The 20,889-nt window shown below is 62.7% G+C and carries 22 protein-coding genes; 8 read left to right on the top strand and 14 right to left on the bottom strand.

Annotation, left to right across the window (positions count from 1 at the left end):
• Positions 1-107 precede the first annotated feature (107 nt).
• The gene (locus AC3WOG_RS34575; RefSeq protein ID WP_492582202.1) at positions 108-281 is read right to left on the bottom strand and encodes a hypothetical protein; all 174 of its coding nucleotides are present in this window, start codon (positions 279-281) and stop codon (positions 108-110) included.
• A 599-nt stretch (positions 282-880) separates the two neighbouring features.
• Between AC3WOG_RS34575 and AC3WOG_RS34570 the strand changes: the two genes are divergently transcribed.
• Positions 881-1,717 (top strand): TOBE domain-containing protein, encoded by an 837-nt coding sequence (locus AC3WOG_RS34570; protein WP_492582201.1) that lies wholly within the window; start codon positions 881-883, stop codon positions 1,715-1,717.
• A gap of 22 nt (positions 1,718-1,739) precedes the next feature.
• On the opposite strand, the gene AC3WOG_RS34565 is transcribed toward AC3WOG_RS34570, so the two are convergent.
• The 4 genes from AC3WOG_RS34565 to AC3WOG_RS34550 all read right to left on the bottom strand — a co-directional run bounded on the left by AC3WOG_RS34565 (position 1,740) and on the right by AC3WOG_RS34550 (position 4,782).
• Entirely contained in the window at positions 1,740-2,441 is a 702-nt protein-coding gene (locus AC3WOG_RS34565; protein WP_492582200.1) for a sulfate/molybdate ABC transporter ATP-binding protein, read from the bottom strand.
• 1 nt (position 2,442) lies between these two features.
• Positions 2,443-3,117 carry a molybdate ABC transporter permease subunit gene (modB, locus tag AC3WOG_RS34560; protein WP_492582199.1) on the bottom strand — a complete coding sequence of 225 codons (675 nt, stop codon included), beginning with the start codon at positions 3,115-3,117 and terminating at the stop codon, positions 2,443-2,445.
• 54 nt (positions 3,118-3,171) lie between these two features.
• Entirely contained in the window at positions 3,172-3,945 is a 774-nt protein-coding gene (gene modA, locus AC3WOG_RS34555; protein ID WP_492582198.1) for a molybdate ABC transporter substrate-binding protein, read from the bottom strand.
• A gap of 135 nt (positions 3,946-4,080) precedes the next feature.
• The gene (locus tag AC3WOG_RS34550) at positions 4,081-4,782 is read right to left on the bottom strand and encodes a phosphatase PAP2 family protein (protein ID WP_492582197.1); all 702 of its coding nucleotides are present in this window, start codon (positions 4,780-4,782) and stop codon (positions 4,081-4,083) included.
• A gap of 359 nt (positions 4,783-5,141) precedes the next feature.
• Here AC3WOG_RS34550 and AC3WOG_RS34545 point away from each other — a divergent pair, with 359 nt between their 5' ends.
• Together AC3WOG_RS34545 and AC3WOG_RS34540 are read left to right on the top strand one after the other, a co-directional pair.
• On the top strand, positions 5,142-6,338 hold the full coding sequence (locus AC3WOG_RS34545; protein ID WP_492582196.1) for an extracellular catalytic domain type 1 short-chain-length polyhydroxyalkanoate depolymerase: 1,197 nt from the start codon (positions 5,142-5,144) through the stop codon (positions 6,336-6,338).
• A gap of 107 nt (positions 6,339-6,445) precedes the next feature.
• Positions 6,446-6,622 (top strand): DUF3563 family protein, encoded by a 177-nt coding sequence (locus AC3WOG_RS34540; protein ID WP_074288982.1) that lies wholly within the window; start codon positions 6,446-6,448, stop codon positions 6,620-6,622.
• Positions 6,623-6,688: 66 nt separating this feature from the next.
• On the opposite strand, the gene AC3WOG_RS34535 is transcribed toward AC3WOG_RS34540, so the two are convergent.
• The 6 genes from AC3WOG_RS34535 to AC3WOG_RS34510 form a co-directional block, all read right to left on the bottom strand.
• Entirely contained in the window at positions 6,689-6,865 is a 177-nt protein-coding gene (locus AC3WOG_RS34535; RefSeq protein ID WP_492582195.1) for a tryptophan-rich sensory protein, read from the bottom strand.
• 350 nt (positions 6,866-7,215) lie between these two features.
• The gene (locus AC3WOG_RS34530) at positions 7,216-7,635 is read right to left on the bottom strand and encodes an organic hydroperoxide resistance protein (protein ID WP_492582194.1); all 420 of its coding nucleotides are present in this window, start codon (positions 7,633-7,635) and stop codon (positions 7,216-7,218) included.
• Positions 7,636-7,803: 168 nt separating this feature from the next.
• Positions 7,804-8,256 (bottom strand): MarR family winged helix-turn-helix transcriptional regulator, encoded by a 453-nt coding sequence (locus tag AC3WOG_RS34525; protein WP_492582193.1) that lies wholly within the window; start codon positions 8,254-8,256, stop codon positions 7,804-7,806.
• Positions 8,257-8,433: 177 nt separating this feature from the next.
• The gene (locus AC3WOG_RS34520; RefSeq protein WP_492582192.1) at positions 8,434-9,240 is read right to left on the bottom strand and encodes a BPSS1780 family membrane protein; all 807 of its coding nucleotides are present in this window, start codon (positions 9,238-9,240) and stop codon (positions 8,434-8,436) included.
• Complete coding sequence (locus AC3WOG_RS34515; protein ID WP_492582191.1) at positions 9,231-10,226, bottom strand: homoserine kinase; 996 nt, start codon at positions 10,224-10,226, stop codon at positions 9,231-9,233. The genes AC3WOG_RS34520 and AC3WOG_RS34515 overlap by 10 nt, the downstream gene beginning before the upstream one ends.
• A 239-nt stretch (positions 10,227-10,465) precedes the next feature.
• Positions 10,466-10,861, bottom strand: a complete 396-nt coding sequence (locus AC3WOG_RS34510) for a hypothetical protein (protein WP_492582190.1) — start codon at positions 10,859-10,861, stop codon at positions 10,466-10,468.
• A 200-nt stretch (positions 10,862-11,061) separates the two neighbouring features.
• Between AC3WOG_RS34510 and AC3WOG_RS34505 the strand changes: the two genes are divergently transcribed.
• On the top strand, positions 11,062-12,588 hold the full coding sequence (locus AC3WOG_RS34505) for an AMP nucleosidase (RefSeq protein ID WP_492582189.1): 1,527 nt from the start codon (positions 11,062-11,064) through the stop codon (positions 12,586-12,588).
• Between the two features lie 54 nt (positions 12,589-12,642).
• Here the strand turns inward: AC3WOG_RS34505 and AC3WOG_RS34500 are convergent, their stop codons facing one another.
• Entirely contained in the window at positions 12,643-13,173 is a 531-nt protein-coding gene (locus AC3WOG_RS34500; protein WP_492582188.1) for a chromate transporter, read from the bottom strand.
• Positions 13,170-13,745 (bottom strand): chromate transporter, encoded by a 576-nt coding sequence (locus AC3WOG_RS34495; RefSeq protein WP_492582553.1) that lies wholly within the window; start codon positions 13,743-13,745, stop codon positions 13,170-13,172. Before AC3WOG_RS34495 ends, AC3WOG_RS34500 begins: the two co-directional genes overlap by 4 nt.
• A 97-nt stretch (positions 13,746-13,842) precedes the next feature.
• Here AC3WOG_RS34495 and AC3WOG_RS34490 point away from each other — a divergent pair, with 97 nt between their 5' ends.
• Positions 13,843-14,760: a transcriptional regulator GcvA gene (locus tag AC3WOG_RS34490; RefSeq protein WP_492582187.1), complete on the top strand. Its 918-nt coding sequence runs from the start codon at positions 13,843-13,845 to the stop codon at positions 14,758-14,760.
• Between the two features lie 77 nt (positions 14,761-14,837).
• Here AC3WOG_RS34490 and AC3WOG_RS34485 read toward each other — a convergent pair whose 3' ends face one another.
• Positions 14,838-15,581 carry an LOG family protein gene (locus AC3WOG_RS34485; protein ID WP_492582186.1) on the bottom strand — a complete coding sequence of 248 codons (744 nt, stop codon included), beginning with the start codon at positions 15,579-15,581 and terminating at the stop codon, positions 14,838-14,840.
• A gap of 1 nt (position 15,582) precedes the next feature.
• On the opposite strand from AC3WOG_RS34485, the gene polA reads away from it, so the two are divergent.
• From polA to AC3WOG_RS34470, 3 genes are all read left to right on the top strand, one after another.
• On the top strand, positions 15,583-18,324 hold the full coding sequence (gene polA / locus AC3WOG_RS34480) for a DNA polymerase I (RefSeq protein ID WP_492582185.1): 2,742 nt from the start codon (positions 15,583-15,585) through the stop codon (positions 18,322-18,324).
• A 165-nt stretch (positions 18,325-18,489) separates the two neighbouring features.
• Entirely contained in the window at positions 18,490-19,839 is a 1,350-nt protein-coding gene (locus tag AC3WOG_RS34475) for an NAD(P)/FAD-dependent oxidoreductase (protein ID WP_492582184.1), read from the top strand.
• A gap of 100 nt (positions 19,840-19,939) precedes the next feature.
• Complete coding sequence (locus AC3WOG_RS34470; protein WP_492582183.1) at positions 19,940-20,812, top strand: dienelactone hydrolase family protein; 873 nt, start codon at positions 19,940-19,942, stop codon at positions 20,810-20,812.
• Positions 20,813-20,889 lie beyond the last annotated feature (77 nt).

Here is a 20,889-nt window from a genome sequence, read left to right as displayed (position 1 = left end):
GCGTTTCAGGTTGTTCGCGCCGGCGATCCTCGAGTTTCACTGCGATGGGTTCGAAGCGCACGAACCGGCATTGTCCGTCGATGACCACGCTGTCCCATATGCCTTCGCTATCGCAGTAGAGCACCCGCCTGATACGGGTGTCCGGGTATGAGCCGGCCGGCCTCGACGAGCGACGCGAGCACGTGCTCGATATCGTTGGTGACCGTCTTCACCTCGTCGTGCGCGCCGAGATCGGTGATCGCGACAAGGTTAAACGTTTGCGCGTGCAATACGGCGTGCATAGCGCCCTCCCTCATCGATATAACGTCAGCGATGACGGTAGGGAAGCCGTCTCGAGAAATCAAGATACAGATATTTGAACCGGGTCGCGCGCGTCTGTCAAAACATCGCGGAACGGACAGCCAGTCGGGCCTGGCTGGCTTGATAGGTGTAAATCCGGGAGGTTCGCCTTGCGAGACGGCGCGCACTGGACCCGGAGGGAGCAGACCGTGGGCATGGTGGCCGGTCATGCCGTCAAGTCAGTGAGAACAGTTGGAGCAGGCGGGCGTCAGGAAGAGGTGAAAATGGCGCAAAGCCTTACGTGGCTTGGTTTTTGGCCGCTTCGATGCAAGTGTTATATTGTGTATCGTTCGGCATGTGTATCGTTCGGCAATGGGATTGCGCAGTACGCGCTGTAAGCGGTCGGCGAGCGAGACAGCAGCCCGCTCGAGACCGGCGCTGCCGAAAAATATAAAGGACATGCTGTTCTAACCTTCGCATTGAAGTATCCCATCTACCCGGTTTCGAGGTCGGCGGGGGCGCCTCGTGTAGCCGTCCATCGACGCCTGCGTCGCTATAATCAATGGCTGCCCTTTCCTCCGCTCATCGACCGCTCTCCGCCATGACGTCTGACTACCCCGATTCGTCCCACGAACCGCTCGAACTCGGTGGTTCAGTGTGGTTCCAGGCCGGCGCACAAACGCTCGGCGGCGCGGCACGCATCGCGCTGCTTGCAGCAATTGGCGAAACCGGTTCGATCACCAGCGCAGCCAAAGCGGTGGGCATTAGCTACAAGGGCGCGTGGGACGCCGTCGACACAATGAACAACCTCGCTGGCGAGCCGCTCGTCGTGCGTTCGACCGGCGGGAAAGGCGGCGGCGGCACGACGCTCACGCCGCGCGCGGTGAAGCTGATCGAGACGTTTCGCGCCGTCGAGCGTGAGCATCGGCGCTTTCTCGAACGCGCGGGCGCGGCAATCGAGGGTTTCGCGACGGATTGGGATCTGATCGGGCGCATCGGCGTGAAAACAAGCGCGCGCAATCAGCTGTACGGGACGGTTTCAAGCATCGTCCGCGGCACGGTCAATGATGAAGTGTCGCTGGCGCTGCCCGGCGGTCACACGATCGTGTCGGTGCTTACGCACGAAAGTACTGAGACGCTCGGTCTCGCGCAAGGCTCGGCGGCGTTCGCGTTGATCAAGGCTTCGTGGGTGGTGCTGCTCGTCGAGGACGCCAGCGGCGCGCCGCTGAAGCTGTCGGCGCGCAATCAGCTGCGCGGTACGGTGCAGAGCGTGAAACGCGGTGCGGTCAATGCGGAGGTGTCGTTGGCGCTTGAAGGTGGCACCGTGATAACTGCCGTCGTCACGAACGAAAGCGTCGACACGCTCGGCCTGGCAGAAGGCGGCACCGCAATCGCGGCGTTCAAGGCGTCGAGCGTGATTATCGGCGTGAAAGACTGACGGCGGGACTGAAGGCGCGCGCCTACGGCGTGCTGCGCGCGTAGCCGGCGAACGGCTGATTCTCGCGTACGCAGCCGTCGCTGACCTGCACGACCTGATCGCCGAAGGCGGCGACGTCGTCGGGATCGTGCGTGATCAACACCATCGGAATGTCCAGGCGCGTTTGCAGGTCCGACAGCTCGCGCCGCATGCGTTGACGCAAAGCGCTATCGAGCGCGGAAAACGGTTCGTCGAGCAACAGCAACCGAGGCTGCGCGACCAGCGCTCGCGCCAACGCCACCCGCTGCTTTTGCCCGCCCGAAAGCTGCGCCGGATGATTCCCAGCGACACTCTGTAGTTCAAGCGCGTCCAGCCAATAGTCGACTTGCGGATGCGCGATCCGTGCGCGCGGGTTCAACCAGCCCGGCTGCAACCCGAAGCCGATGTTTTGCCGCACGTTCAGATGCGGAAACAGCGCGTAGTCCTGAAACAGATACGCGATCCGGCGCGATTGCGGTTTCAGATCGACGCCGCGCGTGCTGTCGAATAATGCGTTGCCGTGCAACGTGATCCTGCCTTCGTCAGGGCGCAGCAATCCGGCGATAGCCTGCAAGGTCAGACTTTTTCCCGCACCGGATGGTCCGAACAGCACGACGCGCTGCGTGGTCGCCTGGAACGATACGTCGAGCGTAAAGCTGCGCTCGGCGCTCTTGAAGGTCTTGCGGATGTCGACAGCGAGCGGCATATCAGCGGGACGTCAAAAGCGTGTGCTGCGGCACCAGACGGCCCGCGAGCAACAGGATCACCACGCACGCCACCGATGTGACGAGCACGAGGAAATTGGCGGTGCCGTCGTCGCCGGCTTGTACGGCTGAATAGACCGCTACCGAAAGCGTCTGCGTGCGACCTGGCAAGTTGCCCGCGATCATCAGCGTCGCGCCGAATTCGCCGAGCGCCCGGGCGAAGGCCAGCAAGCCGCCAGCCAGAATGCCGCGCGCGGCGAGCGGCAGCGTTACGCGAAAAAAAATCGCTGTCTCGCTGACACCGAGCGTGCGCGCGGCCCGTTCGAGCTGTGGGTCGACGGCTTCGAAGGCGGCGCGCGCCGATTTCAACACCAGCGGGAACGCCACCACTGTCGATGCGATTACCGCGCCTTGCCAGGTGAACACCAACTGGATATCGACGCGGTCGAGCCAGGCGCCGATTACGCCGCGTCGTCCGAGCAGCACAAGCAGGTAGTAGCCGAGCACGGTGGGCGGCATCACGAGCGGCAGCATCAGCAGCGAATCGATCACGTCGCGCGCGCCCGAACGCCAGCGCGACAAGCCAAAGCCGGCGGCGACGCCGAACAGCAGATTGAGCGCAGTGGCCCAGCCCGCCACTTTCAGCGACAGCAAGAGCGGAATCCAGGCCTGTTGCATGAGCGTGCGAGATCTTTAATGAGGCTGATTAATGACGCAAAACAATGACGCAAATTAATGCGCCGGCTTGAAGCCGTACTTCGCGAGCACTGCCTGGCCGGCCGGCAATAGCACGAAACTGATGAACGCCTGCGCATCCGCAGCGTGGCGGCTACCTTCGACCTGCGCGATCGGGTAGGTGATCTGCGTTTGCGTTGGCACGTTCAGCGCGACTTTGACCTTGTTCGGCATGACCGCGGCGTCGGTGCTGAATACGAAGCCGGCGTCGACTTCGCCGCGCGACACGTAGTCGAGGCTCTGGCGGACATTAGCCGCCAGCACGGCCTTGGCGCTGACAGCGTCCCAGACGCCCGCGGCCTGCAACGCGCCTTGCGCGTAACGGCCGATAGGCACCGACGCCGGATCGCCGTAAGCGACGCGCTTCACATTCGCCGATGTCAGATCGTTCAGTGTGGCCGGCGCGAAACGGCTGTCGGTCGGCACGATCAGCACCAGCGAATTGGCGGCGAAGTCCTTGCGGCTTGCCGGCACGATGACTTTTTCGGCTGCGGCCTTGTCCATCGCCTTCTGATCGGCGGAGGCGAACACGTCGGCGGGCGCGCCTTTGGCGATCTGCTGCATCAGCACGTCGGACGCGCCGAAGTTCAACAGCACCTTGGTGCCCGGATGCTGCTGTTCGAAGACCTCGCTGACCGCCTTGAACGCATTGGTCAGGCTGGCGGCGGCGGAGACGACCAGTTCGTCGGCGCGCGCATTGGCGCTGACGGCAACGGAGACGGCGCTGGCGATGAACAGCGCATGTTTCAGAAAACGGCGGGACAGTGTCATGACGGCTCAAAGCCCCGGCATGGACCGGAGCAACGGGTTAAAACGCTATCGTAATATATGAAAGGTTATAACGGTGGCTCGTGACGAATATTCAGCCGGACGCATAAAGCGGCTCACGAACCTGCGGGGAGTGCGTTAGACGCCGGACGAGCGCGGCGGCGCAAGCGTGTTGAGGGTCTGCGAGAGTGGCGCTACGGTGGCGCGGTCGTCACGCGTGGCCTTCCAGCGTGCGCGGATGAACGGCCTTTCGTGACCGGAAACCTTTAGCGCGATATGCGTGACCCAGCGCTGAGTGGGCACGTGCACGCCGTGCATTGTCACCGCGAGGATCATCAGACTCGCGGTGACGGACAGCGCCGACAGCCGGCCCGGCTCGGCGTTCCACGCCATGCGCACGAAAACCAGCGCGGCCAGCGCGCCGACCAGGCAGCCGGTGATCGCTTCGGACGGCGAGTGAGCACTGAGCACAACCCGCGACAGCCCGACGGCCATGCCCGCAGCGAGGCCGAGCAGCACGCCGATCAGACGAATCGCCGGCCGCGTCGGCAATAGCATGAGGAACAGCGCGACCGGGTACACGGCGGTGGACAACATCGCGTGGCCGCTGACGCCGGTGAAATCCAGTTCGCGCACGCCGACGCCCCAGCCGAGGAACGCCAGCTTGGTGACGGTCACAATGCCAACAGCCGCGCCAAGCAACAACAACCAACCCGTAGCCAGTCGCCATGTGTATCCGACCGTCAGCCAAAGCGCGATGGCGAGCGCGAGCGGCAGCGTCATGCCGGCGCCGCCGAGGCTGGTGATCAAATACCACAGATGGGGAGGTAAATCGGGCATGGCAAAAAGCGCGGCCAGGGCCGCGTAGAATCGGGTTGGTAGTGATCTAACGCGCGAACGGCGCGAATCGCCGACGCAGCATGAGGCTCGCACGTCAATTATTTAACCGCCAGTATAGACGGGGGCCACAACGCGGACTTGACGCGGTGCCGCGTTTTTGTCGCTGAAGGTTAGTTGGCGAACAAGCCATGAAGCGGTTTGACGCCAGCCCCGAGGGAAGGTTCGTCAAGCGGAAATTTCGGTGTTGGGCGGGGACTAATGCTTCCAGCATCGCATGAGGATTGGTGTTATTGTGCATTGCACAACGAAGCGTCGTTCTACCGAACGGCTCCTGTCCCTTTTTGCGAGGTTACCCGCCGATGGCAAAAAGTCTATCGAAAATCTGGCTACGCGGTCTCAAGCGGCTGCTCGCGATTCAGACCGAGCACGCTCACAAAACCACTAGGCGCACCACCGCGCATCCGGTGCGGCCCGCCACCACCAAGTCTTCGACGAAGGTCCGTCCGCTCAAGCAAGCGACCGCGGTGCGCACTCCCGCGAAACGCGACGCGCCGCGCGCCGTCGCCCGGGAATCGCGCGTCCGTCCACGTGCATCGGCTTGGGCGAGCGGTTCGTGGACCCGCTCGTTCCATTCGGCGCCTGTGTCGCCCGGGCGGCTCGTCAATCATCTTCAGTATGGTTTGTACATTCCGTCCGGCCATGCGCTCGAAGCCATGCCGCTGGTGGTGATGCTGCACGGCTGCACGCAATCGATCGATGAATTCGCCGAAGGCACGCGCATGAATGTGCTGGCCGACCAGTTCGGCTTTGCGGTGGTGTATCCGGAGCAGTCGAAGCACGTGCACTCGCACCGCTGCTGGCACTGGTACGACGCTAGCGAAAGCGCTGGCGGCGCCGAGGCGCGCGCCGTGGTTTCGCTGGTGGAAGCACTCGTCATGCAGCATGGGTTCGACGGCGAGCGAGTGTACGTCGCCGGGATTTCTGCGGGCGCGGGCTTGACGGCGCTGCTGGCGCTCAGCCATCCGGAGCATTTTGCGGCAGTCGCATTGCATTCCGGCCCGGCTTTGGGCGAGGCCCGTTCCGGTATCACGGCGATGGACGTGATGCGCCGTGGCGCGCGCGGCGAACCGGCCGAACTGGTCGACGAAGTCGTCAATGTGACGGAATATCCCGGCATGCCGGCCATCATCATCCACGGCGACGCCGATCATGTGGTCGCGCCTGTCAACGCGGACCAACTGGCAACGCAATTTCTCCGGCTGAACCGGATCGTCGACGAGAGCGGCGCGCGCAAATCTGGTGAAGTGCGTGAAGAACGCAAAGGCGGCGTGGTTATGCGCGACTACCTGCGTGGCGGCCGGCGCGTGGTGCGGCTGTGCCGCGTGCAAGGGCTCGCGCACGCCTGGAGCGGCGGCGACGACGCGGTGCCGTTTCACTCCGCCAAAGGGCCGGATGCGAGCACGTTGGTGTGGGAGTTCTTCAGGCATCAGCGCCGCACAGGCGCCGGCCGTATTGCGGAAGGTGCCGTCAGTACGGCCTCAGCCGGCGAAAGGTGACGTAGGAACAACACTTCGAAAAGAGGATTGGCGTATTCCTAGGGTTTTCCCTATAATAGGGGTTATCCCCTAGGCGTTAACGCCTAAATTCATCGTCGAGGTTGACCATGTACCTGCTGAGCCGCTTGTTCCTGTTTCTGACCAAATCGCCCGATCAGCTTGCAAAAGAACGCGCTGACGCATTTCTTGCCGAAGCTACTGATCTGTACGACCTCGAATTCCGTATGCGCAAGCTGGATCGCGAGGCGACCCCCCGCCAACCGTCGTGGATGAGCCAGCACTAAGCTGTTGCTGTTCGGGTGAAGCGCCCAAGCTGTCATGAACTTACAGACAGCCGGATTCGATTGCCATCACGCGTGATTCAACCCCGCGGCGAACACCACCCAAGCTACATAGGGCATCAGTAAGCCGCCTGCCCAGCGGTCCCGTCGCCGGAACGCGAACATCGTCGCGACGATCAACACCAGCAGCACCACAATATCGGCCAGTGCAACGCCCGGCCGATACGGGCTGAAGAACAGCCACATCCCGGCCGCGTTGAACAGCAGCCGTTGACACCCACAAGACGATCGCCGCATTCAGGCCATCGCGCTTCCGCACGCCCCCCGCGGCAATCGCCATCAGCAGTTACAGCACTGACCACATCGTCGGGAACACCCAGTTTTTCGATAAAGCGCGGGATCCGAGCGCTACCTGCCGATGCTGGCACGCATGCGGCGCCGCATGCACCACAGTTTGCAAAACCGACCGGATCGATGCCGCATGGAGCGTGCCGCGTCTGCAAAAAGCGCAGCGCCCGCACCGGTCTTGCCAGGTGAGGGCGCTGTTCATGGCGGCCGGCGTGACACTGGCCGCCGTAGTTCAGCAAGCTTGCCGCTTACGCGACTTGCAAACGCACCGCAACGTTGTTGCGCGTGGCGTTCGAGTACGGGCAGACCTGATGCGCCGCGTCGACCAGTTCGTTGGCCGCATCCGCGGCGAGGCCGGGCAACGAAACGCGCAATTCGATATCGAGCGCGAAGCCGCCGTTGTCGTTCGGGCCGACGCCCACTTCCGCCGTGACTTGCGTGTCTGCCGGCAAAACTTGCTTGCGCTGGCCGGCGACGAACTTCATCGCGCTCAGGAAACAGGCCGAGTAGCCGGCGGCAAAGAGCTGTTCCGGGTTCGTGCCCACCGTGCCGTTACCGCCCAGCTCGCGCGGTGCGGCCAGTTTCACGTCCAGCACATTGTCCGACGACACTGCACGGCCGTCACGGCCACCGGTGCTGGTTGCGGTTGCTTTGTAAAGTACGTTCATTTTGCTGCTCCTTAATCTGGGTGGTCAGGGTCTGCATGCTTGCCGCTGCTTGCTTGCCGTTCTGGCTGATCGCTATCGAAGCGGCATGTGATAAAGATAGTACACAAATAATTTGTGTGCAAATTAATTTACGTATCGAACCGATAGCGTGCTTTTGCAGCAGGCTGGCTAGTGGTCCATGTAATCGTTGAGGGTGGTGCGCAGGCGCGTCAGATCGTCGCGCAGACGAAGCAGGAATTCGGGCGTCTGCTGGGTCGCGCAGAAAATTTCCGCCGGCACTTCGCGCGCCTGGCGCTTCAGTGCCGTGCCGGCCTTGGTCAGCCGGATGTAGACGAGTCGCTCATCTTCGACGCCGCGCACCCGTTCCAGGTAGCCTTGCGTCTCCAGGCGCTTGAGCAGCGGCGTGACCGTGGCCGAGTCGAGATTCAGACGCGCGGCCATGTCCTTGACCGTGACGTCGTCGGTTTCCCATAGCACCAGCATCGCCAGATATTGCGGGTACGTGAGGCCGAGCTTGTCGAGTAGCGGCTTGTACGCTTTCGTCATCGCGAGCGAGGTCGAATAGAGCGCGAAGCAGAGTTGCTCGTCGAGCGTGAAGGGCAAAGCGGGGCGCTGGGTCATGATGCATCTCGTCCGAAAGAGCGTGCAAATCGATTGCGCGCAAACTATTGTGCCGCAAATCACCCTGCGTTGACGAGTGCGGTTGGGGATTCGAGGAAGCAGCGAAGACGGGCGGTGCCCAAAGCGGAGCGGCGTGCGAGCGCCGGATCAGCGCCCCGCGTCCGCGCGCAAAAACACTCAAGCCGCCGGGGTGGTCGGCAGGTCCGGTGTTTCGGGCGCTTGCACGCCGAAGCAGCCGCGATAGGTCGCGTAGAACGAGCAATACAGCATGGTCGTAACGATCATCGTGGCGGGCATCAGGATCGCAAATGCGAAGTCGCCTGCGCCCAGCGCCTGCATCACCGCGGACAAACCGAGCGACACTGTCATCGCCACGGCGAACCACAGCGCGCCGAACACGATGAACGCGCCGCGATTGCGCCAGCAACTGACGAGGCTGAAGAACATCGCCTTGACCGGCGGGACGTCGTGCCACGCAATGAGAATCGGCGAGAACCAGAAAATCATCGCGACCGGAATGTAGAACGCGAATGCAGTGACCACCGCGAGCGGGATATTGCTGTTGGCGATCGCGTCCTGATCCATTGCTACGCCGCCGAGCATCACCTTCAGCAGCATGCCGCCGTCCGCCAGCGCCGAGCCGGCGAGCACCAGCGCCATCGCGACGACATACAACACGCCGAGCACCAGCAGCCGTTTGGCGACCACGGGGCCGTACGAATGAAAGCCGTCTACCAGAATGGTCGGAAACACCGGTTTACCGGCGATCGTATTGCGGCACGCCGCCATGAAGCCGACTGCGACGCCTGGAATGAACGCCAGCGGCAGCACGCCGCCGATCACCGGAATCTGCGACACCAGCGTCATGACCAGCAGGTAGGTGAAGAACAGCGTCAGAAACGCGAGCGGATTCTTGCGGAACAGCCAGATACCCTGCCGGAACCACACATAGCCGGTTTTCGCGGGGACTTCGATCAGTTGCATGAGGTATGAATGCCTGGAAGTGCAACGCCGGTCAGGCGTTCGCGCAGAATGCGCTCGAAATGACCGGGGTCGTGCGGTTTGAGCAGCTCGGCCGCGCGCGGCAAATGAAAATCATACAGGCGCGAGACCCAGAAACGGTACGCGCCCGCACGCAGCATGTCACCCCAATGGCGATTTTCTTCGGCGGTGAACGGACGCACGGTCTGGTAGGCGCGCAGCATGGCTTCGGTGCGCGCGCCGTCCAGCTTGCCGGTGGCGAGGTCGACGCACCAGTCGTTGATCGTGACGGCGACGTCGAACAACCACTTGTCGCAGCCGGCGAAATAGAAGTCGAAGAAGCCGCCGAGGCGCACTTCGTGGCCGGTCTCCGGTGCGGCGTGCGCGAACAGCGCGTTGTCGCGAAACAGGTCGGCGTGGCATGGGCCTTCGGGCAGTGCTGCGTAATCGGCCGAAGCGAAGAAGGCTTCCTGATAAGCGAGTTCGGACGACAGCAACTCGCGTTGCGCACCTTCCAGAAACGGCAGGATGGTCGGCACCGTTTCCTTCCACCACGGCAGACTGCGCAAATTCGGCTGATGGCGCGCGTAATCGCGGCCCGCCAGATGCATGCGCGCGAGCATCTGTCCGACTTCGACGCAGTGTTCGACGCCGGGCGCCAACTCAGGCGCGCCTTCGAGCTTGGTGACGATCGCGGCCGGCTTGCCGTGCAGCGTGCCGAACAGCGCGCCGTCTTCGCGCGGCATCGGGTCCGGCACCGGCACGCGGTGCGCCGCCAGATGCTGCATCAGATCGAGATAGAACGGCAGTTGTTCGGCCGTCAGCTTTTCGAAAATCGTGAGGACGTATTCGCCGCGCGTCGTCGTCAGAAAGAAGTTGCTGTTCTCAATACCGGACGGGATGCCGCGAAATTCGACGACTTCGCCGAGATCGTAATGGCGCATCCATTCTGCTAGTTGGGGTTCGGTGACAGCGGTGAAGACAGCCATGCGGGAAGCGTCGGATCAGGTTGGTCGGGCTGGCGCGTTGCGGCCAGTGCGAGGTGTGTCGGTGTGTCAAAAAGCGGTGTCGAAAGCGCGGTAAGGCAGGGTGGCGAGTCGGAGCTGCTACTAAGCGCCGTAACCGGGCGCTGCAATTCAGCAAGCGGGCTGAAGACCCGGTGGCGATGTCTCGCGGGCCGCGCGGAATCGAAGGGGCGGCTTACGCCGGGCCGCCGCTCCGGCATCCATCAATAGCGCAGATTCACCGACGGCAAACGCGTGCTGGCGCGGCCGTTGTCACGCACGCTGGGCGACGTGTCGAGCGGCGCGCTCATCTGATAGCGCGTGCCGAGGTTCGAATGCACGTTGATCTCGACGGGCTTGCCTTTATCGCGATATTCGGTGATTTCGGTGCCGTTGGCGCTGCGCTCGTAGAAGCTCGGTGTGCGCGGCACGTTGATTTCGACCTTGGAGCTGACTTGCGCGGCCGGCCGGTTGATTGCCTTCAGGTCCGGCAGGCCGGCCCGTTCGTTGGCGGACTGCGGTTGATCCGGGGGCGGCGTGGCATCGACGGGCTGGGCAGCCATCGCGGCGTTGCCGAAGGCGAGGGCCAGCGCAACGGCGATGGGAAGGCGCGGCTTCATGGTGATTCTCCGATATGGTGCCCCGATTCTAGCAAATCCAGCCTTGCCTACGGGCGCGATCGCCTTATTTTGCGCCGCTTTCGCGCGGCGTGCCCGCAATCTCGCAGCCGTTGCCGGCGCATTTGCCGCAAGCGCCGCACGGTCATTTTGCGAGCCCGGGTTCCGTGGTAATGTCGTCTCATCAATTGAGGCGAATGAAGATGAACAACGATACCAATCAACGCGCGGTGCAGACTCCCGCCAACAGCTTCCCAACCGAATCTTTCGACGACGCCGCCGAGGCTGTCACCCGTCTGTCCGCCATTTACGAAGCGAACACCTCGTTTCTGCGCGACGCCTTCGCGCGCTACCGCCGCAACGAATTGTTCGAACGCCGCGTGCGCGCCTGCTACCCGTTCGTCAGAGTGTGCACGGAAGTCAACACGCATATCGACTCGCGCCGCTCGTATGGTTTCGTCGCGGGTCCGGGCGTGTTCGAGACGACCGTGACGCGGCCTGATCTGTTCGGCAACTACTACCGCGAGCAATTGCGCCTGCTGGCGAAGAACCATCACGTGCAGATCGAAGTGGGCGTGTCCGATCAGCCGATTCCGATTCATTTCGCGTTCGCCGAAGGTATTCACCTCGAAGGCGATCTGGATCGCGAGCGTCTGTTTCTGATGCGCGATGTATTCGACACGCCGGACCTCGCGCTGCTCGACGACCGCATCGTCAACGGCACGTATGAGCCGCTGCCGGGCGAGCCGCATCCGTTGGCGCTGTTCACGGCGGCGCGGGTCGATTTCTCGCTGCATCGGCTGAAGCACTACACGGCGACGTCGCCCACGCATTGCCAGAACTACGTGCTGTACACGAACTACCAGTTCTATATCGACGAGTTCGTCAAACTCGGCCGCACGATAATGGCCCATACCGACGACGAAGAACTGCGCGCGTACCGCAGCGAGTACACGTCGTTCGTCGAACCGGGCGACGTGATCACGTACAACGAAAATCTCGGTGAGCAGGCGCAGGAAGGCACGGCGCCGCCGCGTCTGCCGCAGATGCCCGCGTATCACCTGAAGCGCGCGGACGGCAGCGGCATCACGATGATCAACATCGGCGTGGGGCCGTCGAACGCGAAGACGATCACCGATCACATCGCCGTGCTGCGTCCGCACGCGTGGATCATGCTGGGCCACTGCGCCGGGCTGCGTAACACGCAGCGTCTGGGCGACTACGTGCTGGCGCACGGCTATGTGCGCGAAGACCACGTGCTCGATGACGACTTGCCGCTGTGGGTGCCGATTCCAGCGCTTGCCGAAGTGCAGGTGGCATTGGAGCGCGCGGTTGCACAGGTCACGCAGCTGGATGGCGTCGAGTTGAAACGCGTGATGCGCACGGGCACGGTGGCGAGCGTGGATAACCGCAACTGGGAGTTGCGCGATCATCGCGAGCCGGTGCAGCGCTTGTCGCAAAGCCGCGCCGTCGCGCTGGATATGGAAAGCGCGACGATTGCCGCGAACGGCTTCCGCTTCCGCGTGCCTTACGGCACCTTACTCTGCGTGTCGGATAAGCCCTTGCATGGAGAGTTGAAGCTGCCAGGCATGGCCGATCAGTTCTATCGCGCGCAGGTCGACCAGCATCTGCAGATCGGTGTGAAGGCGATGGAGTTGCTGCGTATGAACGGGTTGCATCGTTTGCATAGCCGCAAGCTGCGCAGTTTCGCTGAAGTAGCGTTTCAGTAAGCGGTTTTTTATAAGGCGCAGGCGAGCGCCGGTGCAGCTCGCCTTACTCTTGGCTTAAAACTGCCCAAACCCCGTCAGCCCAATCAGACTTCCAGCCGCCAACAGCCACAGCGGATGGATACGCGTTTTCAACGCCAGCACCGCTACTACGGCGGTAATCGCCCACGCGATCGCTGTCGGATCGGACGCTTCAGCGATCAAGGCCGCGCTCGCCGCGACGATGCCGGCTGTCACCGGCACCAGCCCGGCCTGCGCATAACGCCGCCACGGGCGGTCTTTGAAACGATTCCAGGTATGCAGCGCGAGAATCGTCACGATCGACGACGGCCCGAACTTCGCCACCGAGGTCACCAGCATCCCCGCCCAGCCGGCCACATGCCAGCCGACTAGCGTCACGATCATCAGATTCGGTCCCGGCGCGGCTTGCGCGAGCGCGAACAGCGCGCTGAATTCGCTGGCCGGCATCCAGTGATGCACGTCCACCACCTGACGCTGCATCTCCGGAAGAATCGTATTGCCACCGCCGAACGCGAGCAGCGAAAGCTGACTGAAAATGACGGCGAGCGAAATGAGCGTATCGATCATCGTGCGGCCCTCGACGCTATGTAGATGCTGAGCGGCGTGAGCACCAGCATGGTCGGTAGGAGCGGCAGGCGCATGATCGCGATCGCGATGAAGCCGAGCGCCGCGATCAGCGCCGCCATCGGTTTATCCCGTAACGGCAGCAGAATTTTCACGGCCATCGAGACCAGCAGACCGGCCGCCGCCGCGGCGAGACCGGCGAACAGATGCCGGACATGTGGATCGTCTTGCGTGCGTTCGTACAACACGCCAAGGCCGATTACCACCAGCGATGGCCCCGCGATCAATCCGAGCAAGCCGGCCAACGCGCCGGGCACGCCGCGAAAGCGCATCCCAACTGCCACCGAGAGATTGATCACGTTGCCGCCCGGCAGAAACTGGCACAGGCCAAGCAGGTCCGTGAATTCCGCCGCGCTCAGCCAGTGGCGCCGTTCGACCAGCGCGCGCCGCGCGAGCGGCAGCGCGCCGCCGAACGAAATCAGCCCGAGGCCGAGAAAACCGCCGAAGATTTCCCGCAGCGTCGGTGTAGGCGCCGGCGCCAGTGCGGACTCGGACGAGGTGAGATTGTGGTCCATATCGCTAAGCTTCCAGTTCATGCTCCGGAGGTTAGCGCCGAACCGCCGGCAAACAAAACGATTTTTGAGCCCGCGCTTGTGATCTAGAATCACAAGCATGGCTCGTAACCTTCCCCCTTTTCCGGCGCTGCGCGCCTTCGAGGCTGCCGCGCGGCATGAAAGCTTCACCGCGGCGGCGAACGAATTGCATGTGACGCACGGTGCAATCAGCCGGCAGGTCGCCGCTTTCGAAGCGTGGCTCGGCGTGCAGGTTTTCCATCGCCGCGGCAAGCGCGTGCGTTTGACCGACGACGGCCGCCGCTATCTGGCGACCGTGCAGGCCGCGTTCGACAGCATCGCGCTCGCCACCGACCAATTGCGCGACACGGGCGTCGTCCGTGTGCTGCGAGTGAATGCGCTGCCCACCTTCGCGATGAAATGGCTGCTGCCGCGCCTGAATCGGTTTCAGCGCAAGGCGCCGAACGTGGAACTGCGTTTATCGACATCGAATGCGCCCGTTGAAACCCTGGACAGTTTCGACGTCGCTGTGCGGCGCGGGCCGGGCCACTGGCAGAACTGCGTGAGCGGCCATTTTCTCGACGAGAGCGAGATTCCGGTGTGCAGTCCTGCATTGCTGCAACGCTCGCCGATCAATGTCGCCGACGATCTCGCGCGGCACGTGCTACTGCATTCGGACACGCGGCCCGAAGCATGGAGCAATTGGTTATCGGCAGCAGGCGTGACGGCGAAATGCAGGAAGAAGCAGTCGTTCGATCACTTCTATCTGGCGTTGCAGGCTGCGGTGGACGGGCTCGGCGTGGCGCTCGGTCCGTTGCCGTTGCTGGCGGACGAACTGGCGTCGGGGCGGCTCGTGGTGCCGCTGCCGGGTCCGCGTATCGATGCACGCGGCTATTGGTGGGTCGCACGACGCGAGGTGGCGGAGGCGCCGTTGGTGGCGCAGTTCTGCGAATGGCTGCAAGCGCAAGGCGATCAGGCCGATGAAACGGAAACGGGCGGCATGGAGGCCGCCCGCTAGTTCGTGTCAACCTGGGTCGACCTGTATCGCGCTATCTCATGCGCTATCTCACGCGCTATCTCACACGCCGCCGGAGATCACAGATAGAACATCCGGTCTTCATCCGACTTGGCCGGATGCGGCTCGGCTTCTTCGCGGTCTTCGTAGAACTTCAGCACTGCGTCGAGCACCTGGTCCGGGTCGTCGATCACCTGCATCAAGTCCATATCCGTCGGATTGATCAGGCCCATCGGCGTGAGCGAGCTCCTGAACCACGCAAGCAGGCCTTCCCAGAACTCGGCGCCCACCAGAATGATCGGCACGTGGCGCGACTTCTTGGTTTGAATCAGCGTGAGTACTTCGGCCAGCTCGTCCAGCGTGCCGAAGCCGCCCGGCATCACGATCACCGCATCCGAGTTCTTCACGAACGTGACTTTGCGCGTAAAGAAATGGCGGAAGCGCAACGAGATGTCTTGCCACTGATTGCCCGATTGCTCGTGTGGCAGTTCGATGTTCAGACCGACCGACGGCGCCTTACCCGCATGTGCGCCCTTGTTGGCCGCTTCCATGATGCCGGGGCCGCCGCCTGAGATCACCGCGAAGCCGGCGTCCGACAGCTTGCGCGCGATTTGCGTGGCCAGTTTGTAATACGGCGAGTTCGGTTTCAGGCGTGCTGAACCATAGATGCTGACAGCCGGGCGAATCTCCGAGAGGTACTCGGTCGCCTCGATAAACTCTGCCATAATCGTGAACATCTGCCACGATGCGCGGGCCTTCTTAGCCGTTGCGCGCTCTTGATCTGCGAGTGATCGCAGACTCGGAATCACTTTTCTCTTAGTCATAATGCCTGAAGAACGAAGCCTTGAAGGTAAGACCCTGCTATTGGTCGACGGTTCGAGTTATCTGTACCGGGCCTACCATGCGATGCCTGATCTGCGCGGACCCGAGGGTGGCCCGACGGGTGCGCTCTATGGGATGATCAACATGCTGCGGCGCATGCGCAAGGAAGTCACAGCAGAGTATAGCGCGTGCGTGTTCGACGCCAAGGGCAAAACGTTTCGCGACGACTGGTATCCCGACTATAAGGCGAATCGCCCGTCGATGCCGGACGATCTCTCACGTCAGATCGAACCGATTCACGTCGCCGTGCGCGCGCTCGGCTGGCCGTTGCTGATGATCGAAGGCGTCGAAGCCGATGACGTGATCGGCACGCTCAGCACCGCGGCCGAAAAACGCGGCATGAACGTGATCGTGTCGACTGGGGACAAGGATCTGGCGCAGCTCGTGTCGGATCATGTCACCCTCATCAATACGATGACCAACGAAACGCTCGACCGCGCCGGCGTGCTCGCCAAATTCGGTGTGCCCCCGGAGCGCATCATCGACTACCTGTCGTTGATCGGCGATACCGTCGACAACGTGCCCGGCGTCGAGAAGTGCGGGCCGAAAACCGCGATCAAATGGCTCACGCAATACGATTCGCTTGATGGCATCGTCGCGCATGCGGACGAGATCAAAGGTGCGGTAGGAGACAATCTGCGCCGGGCGCTCGATTTTTTGCCGATGGCGCGAAAACTTGTCACCGTCGACCGGAATTGCGATCTGGCCGGCCATATCGTGTCGATCGAAGAAAGCCTGGAAAGCCGTCCGGAATCGCGCGAGGAACTGCGCGACGTGTTTACGCGCTACGGTTTCAAGACCTGGCTGCGCGAAGTGGAAACCGCGGACGCGGTGGACGGTCCGCAAACCGATGTGCCGCCGGCGCTCACCGTGGACGTCGAACGTCGCTATGACACCGTGCAGACGTGGGAACAGTTCGACGCGTGGCTCGAGAAGATCAACGCGGCCGAACTGGCCGCGTTCGATACGGAAACCACGTCGCTCGATCCAATGGTGGCGCAAATCGTCGGCCTGTCGCTCTCGGTTGAAGCCGGGCATGCGGCCTATGTGCCGCTCGCGCATCGCGGACCGGACGCGCCCGTGCAACTGCCGCGCGAGGAAGTGCTCGCGAAGCTCAAGCCCTGGCTGGAGAGCGCCGGGCACAAGAAAGTCGGCCAGCATATGAAGTACGACGAACAGGTGCTGGCGAACTACGGCATCGAAATGCGCGGCGTCGAACACGACACGATGCTGCAATCGTACGTGCTCGAATCGCATCGCACGCATGACATGGACAGCCTCGCGCTGCGTCATCTCGGCATCAAAACCATCAAGTACGAAGAAGTGGCGGGCAAGGGCGCGCAGCAGATCGGTTTCGACGAAGTCGCATTGGACAAGGCCGCCGAATACGCAGCGGAAGACGCCGACATCACGTTGCGTCTGCATCAGGCGTTGTATCCGCAAGTGGCCGCGGAGAAAACGCTCGAGTACGTGTATCGCGACATTGAAGTGCCGACTTCGCGCGTATTGCGCAAGATGGAGCGCACCGGCGTGCTGATCGACGCGGAGAAGCTGCGTCAGCAAAGTAGCGAAATCGCCACGCGTCTGATTCAGCTCGAAAGTGAGGCATACGTACTGGCCGGCGGCGAGTTCAATCTGGGTTCGCCGAAGCAGATCGGTCAGATCTTCTTCGAGAAGCTTGAATTGCCGGTGGTCAAGAAGACCCCGAGCGGCGCACCGTCAACCGACGAAGAAGTGCTGCAAAAGCTCGCCGAAGATTATCCGCTGCCGAAGATCCTGCTCGAACATCGCGGCTTGTCGAAGCTGAAGTCGACTTATACCGACAAGCTGCCGCGCATGGTCAACGCGGAAACGGGCCGCGTGCATACGAACTATGCGCAGGCCGTGGCGGTGACGGGCCGTCTGGCGTCTAACGATCCGAACTTGCAGAACATTCCCGTGCGCACCGGCGAAGGCCGCCGGATTCGCGAGGCGTTTATCGCGCCGCCGGGCCACAAGCTCGTTTCCGCCGACTACTCGCAGATCGAATTGCGCATCATGGCGCACATCTCCGGCGACGAATCGTTGCTGCGTGCGTTCTCGCAAGGTGAAGACATTCACCGCGCCACCGCCGCGGAAATTTTCAGCGTGACGCCGCTCGAAGTCTCGAACGATCAGCGGCGCGTGGCGAAGGTGATCAATTTCGGCCTGATCTACGGGATGAGTTCGTTCGGCCTTGCCGCGAATCTCGGCATTACGCGCGATGCCGCCAAGCTCTATATCGACCGCTACTTCGCGCGTTATCCGGGTGTCGCGCGTTATATGGACGAAACGCGTCTGAGCGCGAAGGCCAAGGGCTATGTGGAAACCGTGTTCGGCCGCCGCCTGTGGCTGCCGGAGATCAACGGCGGCAACGGTCCGCGCCGGCAGGCCGCTGAGCGCGCCGCGATCAATGCGCCGATGCAAGGCACGGCAGCCGACCTGATCAAACTGTCGATGATCGCGGTCCAGAAATGGCTCGAGGAATCGAAGGTCGGCACGCGCATGATCATGCAGGTGCACGACGAACTGATTCTCGAAGTACCCGATAGCGAATTGTCCGAGGTGCGTGAGCGCTTGCCGGAGCTGATGTGCGGTGTGGCCGCGCTGAAAGTGCCACTGGTCGCCGAAGTAGGCGCCGGTTTGAACTGGGAAGAAGCACATTGACACGGATGTGACGGAGCGCGATACCGTCGTGCGCATGTCACACATGTGTTTTGATGGCTTGTGGCAAGCCGTGCTGCTCGCGGACAATCGCTGACAGACAGCGCGCGCGTGCATCTCATGCGCGCCGTCTCGACGCACAACCCATCGGCAAACACGGAGAATTCAATGCATCGTTTTATCGTCGTTGGCGGGGGCGCGGGGGGGCTGGAGCTGGCGACGCGCTTAGGCGACCGCTATGCGCCACATAAGAACAAAGGTGGCCCGCGTGCGCAGGTGACGCTCGTCGATCGCTATCCGACCCATATCTGGAAGCCGCTGCTGCATGAGGTCGCGGCCGGCAGCATGGACCCGTTCACGCAGGAGCTCGAATATGCGGCGCAAGCGCGCTGGCATGGCTTCGAGTTTCAACAGGGCGAGCTGACCGGTCTCGACCGTGCGAACAGACGTTTGACGCTCAGCACCGTGCTCGACGACGACGGCGCCGAGTTGCTGCCCGTGCGCGAGCTCGAATACGACACGCTGATCATCGCCATCGGCAGCACGACGGCGTTCTTCGGCGTGAAGGGCGCGGCTGAGTTCTCCCTGGCGCTCGACACGGTCAGCCAGGCTGAGCGCTTCCGCAAACGGCTGATCGCGGCGTGTATGCGTGCTGAGCATCAGGTGCATGAACCCGTCGAATCGCAATCGGGCACGTCGCCTTCCACGGAGCCACGCATCCAGGTGGCGATTGTCGGTGGCGGCGCGACAGGCGTTGAACTCTCCGCTGAGTTGCGCAATACGGCACAGGTGTTGTCCGCGTACGGCTTGCATAAGCTCGATCCGCGGCACGACGTCGGCATCGTGCTGATCGAAGCGGGGCCGCGCATTTTGCCGGCCTTGCAGGAGCGCGTATCGACGGCCACCGCCGAATTGCTCACCAAGCTCGGCGTCAAGCTGATGATCGGCGAGACGGTGGCGGAAGTCGCGCCCGGCGTCGTTCGCACCGCAAGCGGTAAGACGGTGCGCGCCGATCTGACTGTGTGGGCGGCGGGCATCAAGGCGCCCGCCGTGCTGAGCCAACTCGACGGCTTGCCGGTCAATCGCCTCGGGCAACTCATCGTGCGCCGCACGCTGCAAACCGAAATCGACGACAACATCTTCGCGCTCGGCGATTGCGCGGCGTGTCCGTGGCCCGGCAACGAGCGTAATGTGCCGCCGCGTGCGCAAGCCGCGCACCAGCAGGCGAGCTTTCTGATGAAGGCGCTCGCGGCCCGGCTCGATAACAAGCCGCTGCCGGAATTCACCTATCGCGACTTCGGTTCGCTGGTGTCGCTCGGGCATTTCAGCGCGGTCGGCAATCTGATGGGCGGCGTGATCGGCGGCAATATGCTGATCGAGGGCTTGTTCGCGCGCTTCATGTACATGTCGCTATACCGGCTGCATATCGCCGCGCTGCACGGCTATGCGCGGATGGTGCTCGACACCTTCGCGCACTGGCTGCGTCGCACCACGCTGCCACGGGTCAAGCTGCACTGAGCTGCACTTGAGGGGCGCTGGCAGCTAGCAGGGCCGTTGTGCAACAGGATGCGCGTGAAGCGTATCCTGTTGCCTCCAACGTTCACCTGAGGAGCGCCGCATGCTAAAACCTGATATCGACAGCCTGGTCCCGCATGTTCCGTTCAATCGACGCACCTTCATCAAAGCCGCGCTCGGCACCGGTTTCGCCGCGGCCGTGCTGCCGGTGTCGGCGCAAACCATTCATACCGATAGCGAGGGCCTCGAAGCCGGCGAGGTGGCCGTGCGTTCGGGCGACACGCTGGTGCCGGCTTATCGCGCGCAGCCGAAGGGCAAGACGCATTTGCCGGTGATCGTCGTCGTCCACGAGATATTCGGCGTTCACGAGCATATCGCCGACGTGTGCCGGCGCTTCGCCAAACAGGGTTATCTCGCGATCGCGCCGAATCTGTACGAGCGGCAGGGCGATCCGACCGTGTACACGAGCATGCAGCAACTCAACGATCAGTTGGTGAGTAAGGTCCCGGACGAGCAGGTCATGGCCGATCTCGACGCGACCGTCGCGTGGGCGGGCGAGCACGGCGGCGATCTGAACCGGCTCGGCGTGAACGGCTTCTGCTGGGGCGGCCGCATTGCGTGGCTATATGCCGAGCACAATCCGCGGCTGAAGGCGGGCGTGGCCTGGTATGGGCGTGTGACGGGCGCGAAGGACGCGATGACGCCGGCCAATCCGCTCGATCAAGTGGCGGAGCTGCATGCGCCGATGTTAGGCCTGTATGGGCGCCAGGATCAAAGCATTCCTCAGGACACGCTGGAGCAGATGAAGCAGGCCATCGCCCACGGTCCGCAGGCAGGACGCGGTTCCCAATTCGTCGTGTATGACGATGCGGGTCATGCGTTTTTCGCGGACTATCGGCCGAGTTACAAAAAGGCCGATGCCGAGGACGGCTGGCGCCGCGCGTTGGTGTGGTTCAAGCAGCACGGCGTCGCGTGAAGGCAAGCGGATGCGTTCGGCTTGACGAATGAAAAAAGGCCGTTGCCGCAGGGAAGCGGCAGCGGCCTTTTTACTAA

This window comes from Paraburkholderia sp. FW306-02-B (genome assembly GCF_058782725.1).
This window is presented reverse-complemented; position numbering and strand designations above follow the sequence as displayed.

What these genes read in the sequence shown, in the direction of transcription:
- AC3WOG_RS34575 (WP_492582202.1), bottom strand. Translation starts at nt 281, where the DNA reads ATGCACGCCGTATTGCACGCGCAAACGTTTAACCTTGTCGCGATCACC.
- AC3WOG_RS34570 (WP_492582201.1), top strand. Translation starts at nt 881, where the DNA reads ATGACGTCTGACTACCCCGATTCGTCCCACGAACCGCTCGAACTCGGT.
- AC3WOG_RS34565 (WP_492582200.1), bottom strand. Translation starts at nt 2,441, where the DNA reads ATGCCGCTCGCTGTCGACATCCGCAAGACCTTCAAGAGCGCCGAGCGC.
- modB (WP_492582199.1), bottom strand. Translation starts at nt 3,117, where the DNA reads ATGCAACAGGCCTGGATTCCGCTCTTGCTGTCGCTGAAAGTGGCGGGC.
- modA (WP_492582198.1), bottom strand. Translation starts at nt 3,945, where the DNA reads ATGACACTGTCCCGCCGTTTTCTGAAACATGCGCTGTTCATCGCCAGC.
- AC3WOG_RS34550 (WP_492582197.1), bottom strand. Translation starts at nt 4,782, where the DNA reads ATGCCCGATTTACCTCCCCATCTGTGGTATTTGATCACCAGCCTCGGC.
- AC3WOG_RS34545 (WP_492582196.1), top strand. Translation starts at nt 5,142, where the DNA reads ATGGCAAAAAGTCTATCGAAAATCTGGCTACGCGGTCTCAAGCGGCTG.
- AC3WOG_RS34540 (WP_074288982.1), top strand. Translation starts at nt 6,446, where the DNA reads ATGTACCTGCTGAGCCGCTTGTTCCTGTTTCTGACCAAATCGCCCGAT.
- AC3WOG_RS34535 (WP_492582195.1), bottom strand. Translation starts at nt 6,865, where the DNA reads ATGTGGCTGTTCTTCAGCCCGTATCGGCCGGGCGTTGCACTGGCCGAT.
- AC3WOG_RS34530 (WP_492582194.1), bottom strand. Translation starts at nt 7,635, where the DNA reads ATGAACGTACTTTACAAAGCAACCGCAACCAGCACCGGTGGCCGTGAC.
- AC3WOG_RS34525 (WP_492582193.1), bottom strand. Translation starts at nt 8,256, where the DNA reads ATGACCCAGCGCCCCGCTTTGCCCTTCACGCTCGACGAGCAACTCTGC.
- AC3WOG_RS34520 (WP_492582192.1), bottom strand. Translation starts at nt 9,240, where the DNA reads ATGCAACTGATCGAAGTCCCCGCGAAAACCGGCTATGTGTGGTTCCGG.
- AC3WOG_RS34515 (WP_492582191.1), bottom strand. Translation starts at nt 10,226, where the DNA reads ATGGCTGTCTTCACCGCTGTCACCGAACCCCAACTAGCAGAATGGATG.
- AC3WOG_RS34510 (WP_492582190.1), bottom strand. Translation starts at nt 10,861, where the DNA reads ATGAAGCCGCGCCTTCCCATCGCCGTTGCGCTGGCCCTCGCCTTCGGC.
- AC3WOG_RS34505 (WP_492582189.1), top strand. Translation starts at nt 11,062, where the DNA reads ATGAACAACGATACCAATCAACGCGCGGTGCAGACTCCCGCCAACAGC.
- AC3WOG_RS34500 (WP_492582188.1), bottom strand. Translation starts at nt 13,173, where the DNA reads ATGATCGATACGCTCATTTCGCTCGCCGTCATTTTCAGTCAGCTTTCG.
- AC3WOG_RS34495 (WP_492582553.1), bottom strand. Translation starts at nt 13,745, where the DNA reads ATGGACCACAATCTCACCTCGTCCGAGTCCGCACTGGCGCCGGCGCCT.
- AC3WOG_RS34490 (WP_492582187.1), top strand. Translation starts at nt 13,843, where the DNA reads ATGGCTCGTAACCTTCCCCCTTTTCCGGCGCTGCGCGCCTTCGAGGCT.
- AC3WOG_RS34485 (WP_492582186.1), bottom strand. Translation starts at nt 15,581, where the DNA reads ATGACTAAGAGAAAAGTGATTCCGAGTCTGCGATCACTCGCAGATCAA.
- polA (WP_492582185.1), top strand. Translation starts at nt 15,583, where the DNA reads ATGCCTGAAGAACGAAGCCTTGAAGGTAAGACCCTGCTATTGGTCGAC.
- AC3WOG_RS34475 (WP_492582184.1), top strand. Translation starts at nt 18,490, where the DNA reads ATGCATCGTTTTATCGTCGTTGGCGGGGGCGCGGGGGGGCTGGAGCTG.
- AC3WOG_RS34470 (WP_492582183.1), top strand. Translation starts at nt 19,940, where the DNA reads ATGCTAAAACCTGATATCGACAGCCTGGTCCCGCATGTTCCGTTCAAT.